General features: G+C 61.1%; 10 protein-coding genes. 1 reads left to right on the top strand and 9 read right to left on the bottom strand.

The genetic code is table 11. The features are described 5' to 3' along the window. Nucleotides 1-148: 148 nt before the first annotated feature. From OQK_RS15155 to OQK_RS15140, 4 genes are read right to left on the bottom strand one after another with little or no spacing between them, the layout of a single operon-like run. Nucleotides 149-628, bottom strand: coding sequence for a pilus assembly PilX family protein (locus tag OQK_RS15155; protein ID WP_016773134.1), 480 nt, complete (start codon nucleotides 626-628; stop codon nucleotides 149-151). Between the two features lie 10 nt (nucleotides 629-638). Beyond that, nucleotides 639-1,352, bottom strand: coding sequence for a PilW family protein (locus OQK_RS15150; RefSeq protein ID WP_016773133.1), 714 nt, complete (start codon nucleotides 1,350-1,352; stop codon nucleotides 639-641). After that, entirely contained in the window at nucleotides 1,349-1,798 is a 450-nt protein-coding gene (gene pilV, locus OQK_RS15145) for a type IV pilus modification protein PilV (RefSeq protein WP_016773132.1), read from the bottom strand. Before pilV ends, OQK_RS15150 begins: the two co-directional genes overlap by 4 nt. Then, nucleotides 1,795-2,268: a GspH/FimT family pseudopilin gene (locus tag OQK_RS15140; RefSeq protein WP_016773131.1), complete on the bottom strand. Its 474-nt coding sequence runs from the start codon at nucleotides 2,266-2,268 to the stop codon at nucleotides 1,795-1,797. Before OQK_RS15140 ends, pilV begins: the two co-directional genes overlap by 4 nt. Nucleotides 2,269-2,398: 130 nt before the next feature. Between OQK_RS15140 and OQK_RS15135 the strand changes: the two genes are divergently transcribed. Further along, the gene (locus OQK_RS15135; RefSeq protein WP_016773130.1) at nucleotides 2,399-2,968 is read left to right on the top strand and encodes a GspH/FimT family pseudopilin; all 570 of its coding nucleotides are present in this window, start codon (nucleotides 2,399-2,401) and stop codon (nucleotides 2,966-2,968) included. Here the strand turns inward: OQK_RS15135 and ispH are convergent. The 5 genes from ispH to ribF form a co-directional block, all read right to left on the bottom strand. Beyond that, complete coding sequence (gene ispH / locus OQK_RS15130) at nucleotides 2,925-3,869, bottom strand: 4-hydroxy-3-methylbut-2-enyl diphosphate reductase (protein WP_016773129.1); 945 nt, start codon at nucleotides 3,867-3,869, stop codon at nucleotides 2,925-2,927. The two genes, OQK_RS15135 and ispH, sit on opposite strands and share 44 nt — an antisense overlap. 206 nt (nucleotides 3,870-4,075) lie before the next feature. Further along, nucleotides 4,076-4,528 (bottom strand): FKBP-type peptidyl-prolyl cis-trans isomerase, encoded by a 453-nt coding sequence (gene fkpB / locus OQK_RS15125; RefSeq protein WP_016773128.1) that lies wholly within the window; start codon nucleotides 4,526-4,528, stop codon nucleotides 4,076-4,078. Continuing rightward, the gene (gene lspA / locus OQK_RS15120; RefSeq protein ID WP_016773127.1) at nucleotides 4,521-5,033 is read right to left on the bottom strand and encodes a signal peptidase II; all 513 of its coding nucleotides are present in this window, start codon (nucleotides 5,031-5,033) and stop codon (nucleotides 4,521-4,523) included. The genes fkpB and lspA overlap by 8 nt, the downstream gene beginning before the upstream one ends. Next, on the bottom strand, nucleotides 5,026-7,857 hold the full coding sequence (ileS, locus tag OQK_RS15115; protein WP_016773126.1) for an isoleucine--tRNA ligase: 2,832 nt from the start codon (nucleotides 7,855-7,857) through the stop codon (nucleotides 5,026-5,028). Before ileS ends, lspA begins: the two co-directional genes overlap by 8 nt. Before the next feature lie 13 nt (nucleotides 7,858-7,870). After that, a complete protein-coding gene (gene ribF / locus OQK_RS15110) occupies nucleotides 7,871-8,809 on the bottom strand; it encodes a bifunctional riboflavin kinase/FAD synthetase (RefSeq protein ID WP_016773125.1) in 939 nt (312 codons plus the stop codon). Nucleotides 8,810-8,840 lie beyond the last annotated feature (31 nt).

Genomic DNA, 8,840 nt, shown 5'->3' with positions numbered 1-8,840 from the left:
CATACTCCCCGAATCATCGATCAGCAGCATCACGTTCGGCGCCACCGCAGCCGCGCTCAGCAATGGCGAATCGGAAGGCGTGAAAGCCCAGGCCGGTGCCGCCAGGTAGAAACTCAGGAGCATGCCGATCAACAACGACAGGCCGCGCTCAATACTTCGCATAGACACTCTCCACCACGCTACGCGAATTGCCGGCGATGCCGACCGCAGTGACTCGATACAACGTCGCCGAAGTGTTACTTGGTACGTTCACCGCCGTCAGGGTCGTGCCGATGTTCTGCACGCCATAAAAGCCATTACCGGCAGCGATCCAGGTCACCCCGGAGGTCGAATTGAAGCCGGCCGAGCTGACCGATGACGATTCCGCCGGCGGCAGACATTGGCTCGTGCCGCTGCACACCGCCAATGAGTAGCTGTCCAGTTGTACTGCACTTTCGCCGACACGCAATGCCGCTTCGGCCGCCTGAAACGATTGATTGCGCAAGCTGACGCTGCCGGCCATTTTCTCTTGCAGGTTGGCGCTCTGCATCGAGGACAAACCGATCAATGTGAGCAACAGCAGAAACACCAGACTGACCAACAAGACCATGCCGCGCTGGGCCTGACGTTGTTGCAAGGAAATCCTCATCGCCGCCCCCTCATGGCAAGCGGTTGCGCAATGCCGCAACCACGTTGAAGGTTTGATTGCGCACCCGATTGTTCGGGTCGGTGAGGGTCAGGCTCAGGCGCACACTGCGGATGCGCGCGGGATCGCCAGGGTTGCTGCTGTAGGTCGAGGCTGCGACGTCGGTCGCCGAACTGGCCAGGCCGAAGGTGACGTTGAAGGCGCTGACATTGTTGACCAGCACTTGCTGCGCCGGATTGCCGCTGCCGGTGCCCATGAGGATCTGGTTATTGCTGAAGCTGTAGATCAGGCGCCGGATCGGGAACGCGATCTGGCCCGTGGTCGGGTTGCGCAATCCGCTGTAGGCGACCGCGCTGTTGCGGCAATCGGAAATCACCGTCCAGGTCGGCGTCCCCCCGCCGCTGCCGACATCGGCGGTGACCAGGGTCAGCTTGAGACTGGCGTTATCCCAGTTGATCGGGATGAGTTGCGCAGCGTTGAAGTCCCCTGCCGAACTGGAGTCGACGATGGTGCCGAGGCAGCCGAACATGCCGACCATACGAATTTCCTGAATCATCTTGCTGAGGACGAAGCGCGCATCTTCCTGCATCGCTGCGGCGCTGTTCTGGCTGACGTAGGTGTTTTTTGCGGCGATGAAAATCTGTACCACACCAAGCACGACGATCAGCCCCAAAGCCAGAGCAATCAGCAATTCGATCAGGCCGAAACCACGGCTGGCACGCTTCATGGCGTGGCCACCGGATCGACCGCCGCCCGGCTGGTCAGGACGAAACTGCGCTGGGCACTGGCAGCGTTGGCCGCGCGCGCGTCGCTCCAGGTAATGGTGATGGTGTAGACCCGCTGGTTGAGGGTGATACTGCCCGTCGCGGTCGGGCCGCCGAAGTTGGCGATATTGGTGGTGAAATCGTAGAGATCCTGATCCCGCGCATTACTGAGATTGCCCGAGGTCGGTGGCGTGACGGTGTAGTTGGCGCCGGAATTGGCGCGGATGCGATCCATCATGTCATAGGCGATGAAGCTGGCCTGACTGGTCATCCGCGAACTGTCGGTGTACTTCAGCGCATTGAGCTGCACCGCCGCTGCGCCCAACAGCCCGACGGTGAGAATCAGCAGCGCGACCAGCACTTCGATCAGCGTCATGCCCTCCTGTGCGTTTTTGCTCCCTGCCCTCATCCGCAATTTCCACTCAGTTGAATGCGTCCGTTCAAACACACGTTCAGCGTCCTGCTTTGCGTGCCCAGCGTGTAACCGATGACTACCGCCGTCGACGGTGCCGCCAGACCACCAAGATTGTTGAAATCCAGTGCGGTCACTCCTGAGGGTAGCGTCAGAGTCGCGCCACTGCTCATCGCTGGAACAACCCGCAACACATTGGCCGGATTGCCAGTGCTGTCGTAGACCGCCAGCTCACCGGTCCACACACTGCCGCCGGCGGTCGGACGCAGACGCGTGGTCACGCCGCGATTGATTGCCTCGAGGCGAGCGAAATTGATCGCCCGCTGCAAGTCGCCGACTTCGGTATCCGCCCTGCTGCTCTGGATCGTACGGGTAAAGGCCGGCACCGCCAGCGTGATCAGTATCAGGAACACCGCGATGGCGACCAGCAACTCGACCAGCGTGAAACCTTTTGTACGAAGATCCATCGGTGCCCTCCGTTGCCGTCGGCTATACCTGCTTTTACACGCTAGAACATTCGCTCGGCACGCGCCGACTGATTTGCCCTGCGCGGCGCACGGATTGCGCTGCTCATACCATTCCACGGAGGGATTTTTCATGCCGCAACACGGTTTCAGCCTGATTGAACTGCTTATGGGACTGGCGATTGGCGCAATTGTTCTGCTGCTGGTCAGCCCGGCGTTCGCCGCGCTCAAGCAAGCGACTCAGCGCGACCACGCAGCGCAGTCGCTGCTCGAAGGCATCCGCCACGCTCGCACCCTGGCTATGACCCACAATCAAAGTGTGGTGATCCATGGCATTGACGGCGACTGGAGTCAGGGTTGGCGGATCATTCTGGATAGAAGCGGCAAGGGGCCGGAGGACAGCAGCAATCCGCTGCTGGTGGAGCGCGCCAGTGAGGCGAAGGTGGCGATTGTCGGCAATTGGTGGGTGAGCCGCTACGTGCGGTTCAGTCATCTGGGACAGCCGCTGATGCCGGGACGGCGATTTCAGGCGGGGACAATACACATCTGCTCGCCGCGCGAACCGGTCAGCCAGCGGCAGATCGTGCTGGCGGCGACCGGTCGCGTGCGCCTGGGCAGTCAAGAGACCGAGCAGGCGCTGTGCGACAAAGGCAGAAGCGTCAGATCGAACGGACGCGCAGCTCTTTCGGCATCGAGAACGTGATGTTCTCCTCACGGCCAGCCAGCTCGTCGGCACCAGTCGCGCCCCAGGCCTGCAATTGCTGAATCACGCCCCGGACCAGCACTTCCGGTGCGGAGGCGCCAGCGGTAATACCGATGCGCTCGACGCCGTCGAACCAGCTCTGTTGCAGGTCCTCGGCACCGTCGATCAGGTACGCCGGAGTCGCCATGCGCTCAGCCAGTTCACGCAGACGGTTGGAGTTGGAACTGTTCGGGCTACCGACCACCAGCACCACGTCGCATTCGTCGGCCAGTTGCTTGACGGCGTCCTGGCGGTTTTGTGTGGCGTAGCAGATGTCGTCCTTGCGCGGGCCACCAATCGCCGGGAAGCGCGTGCGCAGGGCATCGATCACACGGCTGGTATCGTCCATCGACAAGGTTGTCTGGGTGACGAAAGCGAGTCTTTCCGGATCGCGCACCTGCAATGCGGCCACGTCCTTTTCGTCTTCAACGAGGTAGATCGCGCCGCCGTTGCTGGCATCGTACTGGCCCATGGTGCCTTCAACTTCCGGGTGACCGGCGTGGCCGATCAGTATGCACTCACGACCGTCGCGGCTGTATTTGGCGACTTCGATGTGCACCTTGGTCACCAGCGGGCAGGTTGCATCGAAGACTTTCAGGCCACGACCGGCGGCTTCGTTGCGTACGGCTTGGGAAACACCGTGGGCGCTGAAAATGACGATCACGTCATCGGGTACCTGATCGAGCTCTTCTACGAAAATCGCGCCACGGCTGCGCAGGTCTTCGACGACGAACTTGTTGTGCACCACTTCGTGACGCACATAGATCGGCGGCCCGAAGACTTCCAGGGCGCGGTTGACGATTTCGATCGCCCGGTCCACACCGGCGCAGAAGCCACGGGGGTTGGCGAGTTTGATTTGCATGCTGTGCCTCGTGTCTTGCGCGCGAAAACAATGGAAAACAGACTGTAGAGACCTGCTTGTTGTGGCGAGGGGATTCATCCCCGCTCGACTGCTTAGCAGTCGTAGACCGTCAACGGATTTGTCTCAGAATCCGTTGACTGGTCTGGGGGCGCTTCGCACCCCAGCGGGGATAAATCCCCTCGCCACAGAAGCTCACTCCTGCATTTTTAGATCGCTTTGACGGAAATGATTTCCACGTCAAAGGTCAGCGTCTTGCCCGCCAGCGGGTGGTTGAAGTCGACGGTCACTTGCGTGTCGTCGAATTCCTTCACCACACCTGGCAATTCAGTATTGGCCGCATCGTTGAAGATCACCAGCAGACCCGGTGACAACTCCATGTCGGTGAACTGCGAACGCGGGATGGTCTGCACGTTCTGCGGGTTCGGCTGACCAAAAGCGTTTTCCGGCTCGACGGTCAGGGTGCGCTTGTCGCCGGCCTTGAAGCCGAACAGTGCGGCTTCGAAGCCCGGCAGCAGGTTGCCATCGCCGACCTTGAACGTCGCCGGGGCCTTGTCGAAGGTACTGTCGACGGTGTCACCGTTTTCCAGGCGCAAGGCAAAGTGCAGGGTAACTTCGGTGTTCTGGCCGATGCGTTGCTCAGTCGATAGCGGTTCAGTCATGAGCAGCCTCTTCGGTTTTCTTCGTTTTGAACATGTCCAGTGCCAGCATGATCGCGCCAACGGTGATCGCGCTGTCGGCAATGTTGAACGCCGGGAAATACCAGCGGTTCTGCCAGTGCACCAGGATGAAGTCGATCACATGGCCCAGGGCAACGCGGTCATACAGGTTGCCCAGCGCGCCACCCAGCACCAACGCCAGGGCGACGGCCAGCCAGGTGTCGTTGCGGCCCAGACGCTTGAGCCAGACCACCAGCACGGCACTGACCACAATCGCGATCAGGGCAAACAGCCAGCGCTGCCAGCCGGAGCTGTCGGCGAGGAAGCTGAAGGCAGCGCCAGTGTTGTAGGCCAGGGTCCAGCTGAACAGATCGGGAATGATCACGATCTGCTGGAACATTTCGAGCTTGGCTTCGAAGTAGAACTTGCTGGCCTGGTCAATGACCAGGACCAGCAAGCTCAACCACAGCCAGCTCAGCCGTCCGAAACGGCCAACGGCATCAGGCATAGTGACGAACCTCGCCCGCGCCGCTGATGTTGTCGACGCAACGCCCGCAGATTTCCGGATGCTCCGGGTTCACGCCGACGTCTTCGCGGCAATGCCAGCAACGCGCGCATTTCGGGAACGCCGATTTGACGATCTTCAGTTTCAGACCGCTGACTTCGGTGGCCACTGCATCGGCCGGAGCCTGAACGAACGGTGCAACGCTGGCAGTCGAGGTGATCAGGACAAAGCGCAGCTCGTTGCTCAGCTTGGCCAGATCGGCGCTCAGCGCCTCTTCGGCAAACAGCGTCACTTCGGCCTGCAGGTTGCCACCGACGGCTTTCGCCGCACGCTGGATTTCCATCTCTTTGTTGACCGCGACCTTCACTTCCATGATGCGATCCCAGTAGGCGCGACCCAGCTCGAAGCCTTCCGGCAGCTCGGTCAGGCCTTCGTACCAGGTGTTGAGCATGACCGACTCGTTACGCTCGCCCGGCAGGTATTGCCACAGCTCGTCGGCAGTGAAGGCGAGGATCGGCGCAATCCAGCGCACCAGCGCCTCGGAGATGTGGAACAGCGCAGTCTGGCACGAGCGCCGGGCCTTGCTGTCGGCACCGGTGGTGTACTGGCGGTCCTTGATGATGTCGAGGTAGAAACCACCCAGCTCCTGCACGCAGAAGTTGTGGATCTTCGAGTACACGTTCCAGAAACGGTATTCGCCGTAGTGCTCTTGCAACTCGCGTTGCAGCAGCAGCGTACGATCCACCGCCCAGCGATCCAGCGCCAGCATGTCTTCGGCCGGCAGCAGGTCGGTGGCCGGGTTGAAACCGGTCAGGTTGGAAAGCAGGAAGCGCGCGGTGTTGCGGATACGACGATAGGCATCGGCGCTGCGCTGCAGAATCTGCTCGGACACCGCCATTTCGCCGGAGTAGTCGGTCGAAGCGACCCACAGACGCATGATGTCGGCGCCCAGGGTGTCGTTGACCTTCTGCGGCGCGATCACGTTGCCCAGCGATTTGGACATCTTGCGGCCGGACTCGTCGACGGTGAAGCCGTGCGTCAGCAGTTCGCGGTACGGCGCGTGGTTGTCGATGGCGCAACCGGTCAGCAACGAGGAGTGGAACCAGCCACGGTGCTGGTCGGAACCTTCCAGGTACAGGTCGGCACGCGGGCCGCTCTCGTGGCCCATCGGGTGCGAACCGCGCAGAACGTGCCAGTGCGTGGTGCCCGAGTCGAACCAGACGTCGAGGGTGTCGCTGATCTTGTCGTACTGCGGCGCTTCATCACCGAGCAGTTCGGCAGCGTCGAGTTTGAACCAGGCTTCGATACCTTCGACTTCAACGCGTTTGGCGACCTCCTCCATCAGCTCGACGGTACGCGGGTGCAGCTCGCCGCTTTCCTTGTTGAGGAAGAACGGGATCGGCACGCCCCAGTTGCGCTGACGCGAGATGCACCAGTCCGGACGATTGGCGATCATCGAGTGCAGGCGCGCCTGGCCCCAGGCCGGAACGAACTTGGTGTCTTCGATGGCTTTGAGCGAGCGCACGCGCAGGGTGTCGCCGCTGGTTGGCTCCTTGTCCATGCCGATGAACCACTGCGCAGTAGCGCGGTAGATCAGCGGGGTTTTGTGGCGCCAGCAGTGCATGTAGCTGTGTTCGATGACGGTGGTGTGCATCAGCGCACCGACTTCGGTCAGTTTTTCGACGATGGCCGGGTTGGCCTTCCAGATGAACTGGCCGCCAAAGAATTCCAGCGACGGCACGTACACGCCGTTGCTCTGTACCGGGTTGAGGATGTCGTCGTTGACCATGCCGTATTTCTTGCAGGTCACAAAGTCGTCCACGCCGTAGGCCGGGGCGGAGTGAACCACGCCGGTGCCAGCGCCCAGTTCAACGTAGTCAGCCAGGTACACCGGCGACATACGATCGTAGAACGGGTGACGGAAGTTGATCAGCTCCAGCTCTTTACCGGTGGTGGTGGCGATGACCGAACCTTCCACGCCGTAGCGCGCCAGGCAGGCTTCGACCAGCTCTTCAGCCAGCACCAGCAGCTTGTCGCCGATATCGACCAGGGCATAGTTGAATTCCGGGTGCACGTTCAGCGCCTGGTTGGCCGGGATGGTCCACGGGGTGGTGGTCCAGATCACGATCGCAGCAGGTTTGCTCAGCGACGCCAGACCGAACGCGGCAGCCAGTTTGGCCTCGTCAGCGATCGGGAATGCAACGTCGATGGTCGAGGACTTCTTGTTCTCGTACTCGACTTCCGCTTCAGCCAGAGCCGAACCGCAATCGAAGCACCAGTTCACCGGCTTGAGGCCCTTGAAGACAAAACCACCCTTGACGATTTCGGCGAGGGCGCGGATTTCACCGGCCTCGTTCTTGAAGTCCATGGTCTTGTACGGATTGGCGAAGTCGCCGAGCACGCCGAGACGGATGAACTCGGATTTCTGCCCTTCGATCTGCTCGGTGGCGTAGGCACGGCACAGCTCACGGGTCTTATCCGCGCCAAGGTTCTTGCCGTGGGTCACTTCCACCTTGTGCTCGATCGGCAGGCCGTGGCAATCCCAGCCCGGGACATACGGCGCGTCGAAACCCGACAGGGTTTTCGAGCGGATGATCATGTCCTTGAGAATCTTGTTCAGTGCGTGACCGATGTGGATCGTGCCGTTGGCGTACGGAGGGCCGTCGTGCAGGACGAACTTCGGACGATCCTTGCCAATCTCGCGCAACTTTCCGTACAGGCCAATACTGTCCCAGCGCTGCAGGATCTGCGGTTCGCGCTGTGGCAGGCCGGCCTTCATTGGGAAGGCGGTGTCCGGAAGGTTTAGCGTGGCTTTATAGTCGGTCATTTAAGGCTCTTCATTAGCGATGGGCGCTAGGTGCGGCTAGTGCACGGGCGGTGGCGACATCCGCATTGATCGCCGTTTTCAATGCCTCCAGAGAGGCGAAGCGCTGCTCTTCACGCAGCTTTTGGTGGAAAACCACCGTCAAACGCCGGTCATACAGATCGCCGGCAAAATCTAACAGATGGACCTCGAGGTGGGCTTTGCCATCCCCTTGCACCGTGGGGCGCACGCCGATATTGGCGACGCCGGGCCAGGTCTTGCCGTCGATGTCGACATTCACCAGATACACCCCGGTAAACGGCACGCGACGACGCTTGAGTTGAATGTTGGCAGTGGGCGTGCCCAGTTGCCGGGCCAGTTTCTGACCATGCAGCACGCGACCGGCGATGCGGTACGGACGGCCGAGCAGGCGTTCGGCCAAGGCAAAATCGGCCGCAGCCAAGGCGTTGCGCACCTGCGTGCTGCTGACGCGAATGCCGTCCAGCTCGACGGTTTGCGCCGCTTCGACGGTGAAACCGTGAACCTGCCCGGCCTGCATCAGAAAATCGAAATCGCCGAGGCGGTCGCAACCGAAACGGAAATCGTCACCGACCTCCAGATGCTGCACGCCAAGGCCATCGACCAGAATGGTATCGACGAACTCACTGGCGCTGAGCTTGCTCAGCCGCTGGTTGAACGCCAGGCACAGCACCCGGTCGACGCCTTCAGCGGCCAGTAATTGCAGCTTGTCGCGCAACCGCGCCAGACGTGCCGGTGCGGTGTCGGGAGCAAAGAACTCCCGTGGCTGCGGCTCGAAAATCACCACGCAGCTGGGTACGCCCAACTCGAGCGCACGCTCACGCAGCCGGGCCAGGATAGCCTGGTGACCACGGTGAACACCGTCAAAGTTGCCAATAGTGGCGACGCAGCCCCGATGCTGGGGGCGCAAGTTGTGGAGGCCTCGAACCAGCTGCATAACGCGCTTCTTGCTCATAAAGTGGTCGATT

It is taken from the genome of Pseudomonas sp. R62 (genome assembly GCF_000257605.1).
Taxonomy (GTDB): Bacteria; Pseudomonadota; Gammaproteobacteria; order Pseudomonadales; family Pseudomonadaceae; genus Aquipseudomonas; species Aquipseudomonas atacamensis.
Note: the sequence above shows the minus strand (reverse complement) of the source record. Positions and strands in the feature narration are given on the sequence as shown.

Bases quoted from the DNA above. Each gene is read 5' to 3' on its own strand.
- OQK_RS15155 (WP_016773134.1), bottom strand. From the start codon at position 628: ATGAGGATTTCCTTGCAACAACGTCAGGCCCAGCGCGGCATGGTCTTG.
- OQK_RS15150 (WP_016773133.1), bottom strand. From the start codon at position 1,352: ATGAAGCGTGCCAGCCGTGGTTTCGGCCTGATCGAATTGCTGATTGCT.
- pilV (WP_016773132.1), bottom strand. From the start codon at position 1,798: ATGAGGGCAGGGAGCAAAAACGCACAGGAGGGCATGACGCTGATCGAA.
- OQK_RS15140 (WP_016773131.1), bottom strand. From the start codon at position 2,268: ATGGATCTTCGTACAAAAGGTTTCACGCTGGTCGAGTTGCTGGTCGCC.
- OQK_RS15135 (WP_016773130.1), top strand. From the start codon at position 2,399: ATGCCGCAACACGGTTTCAGCCTGATTGAACTGCTTATGGGACTGGCG.
- ispH (WP_016773129.1), bottom strand. From the start codon at position 3,869: ATGCAAATCAAACTCGCCAACCCCCGTGGCTTCTGCGCCGGTGTGGAC.
- fkpB (WP_016773128.1), bottom strand. From the start codon at position 4,528: ATGACTGAACCGCTATCGACTGAGCAACGCATCGGCCAGAACACCGAA.
- lspA (WP_016773127.1), bottom strand. From the start codon at position 5,033: ATGCCTGATGCCGTTGGCCGTTTCGGACGGCTGAGCTGGCTGTGGTTG.
- ileS (WP_016773126.1), bottom strand. From the start codon at position 7,857: ATGACCGACTATAAAGCCACGCTAAACCTTCCGGACACCGCCTTCCCA.
- ribF (WP_016773125.1), bottom strand. From the start codon at position 8,809: ATGCAGCTGGTTCGAGGCCTCCACAACTTGCGCCCCCAGCATCGGGGC.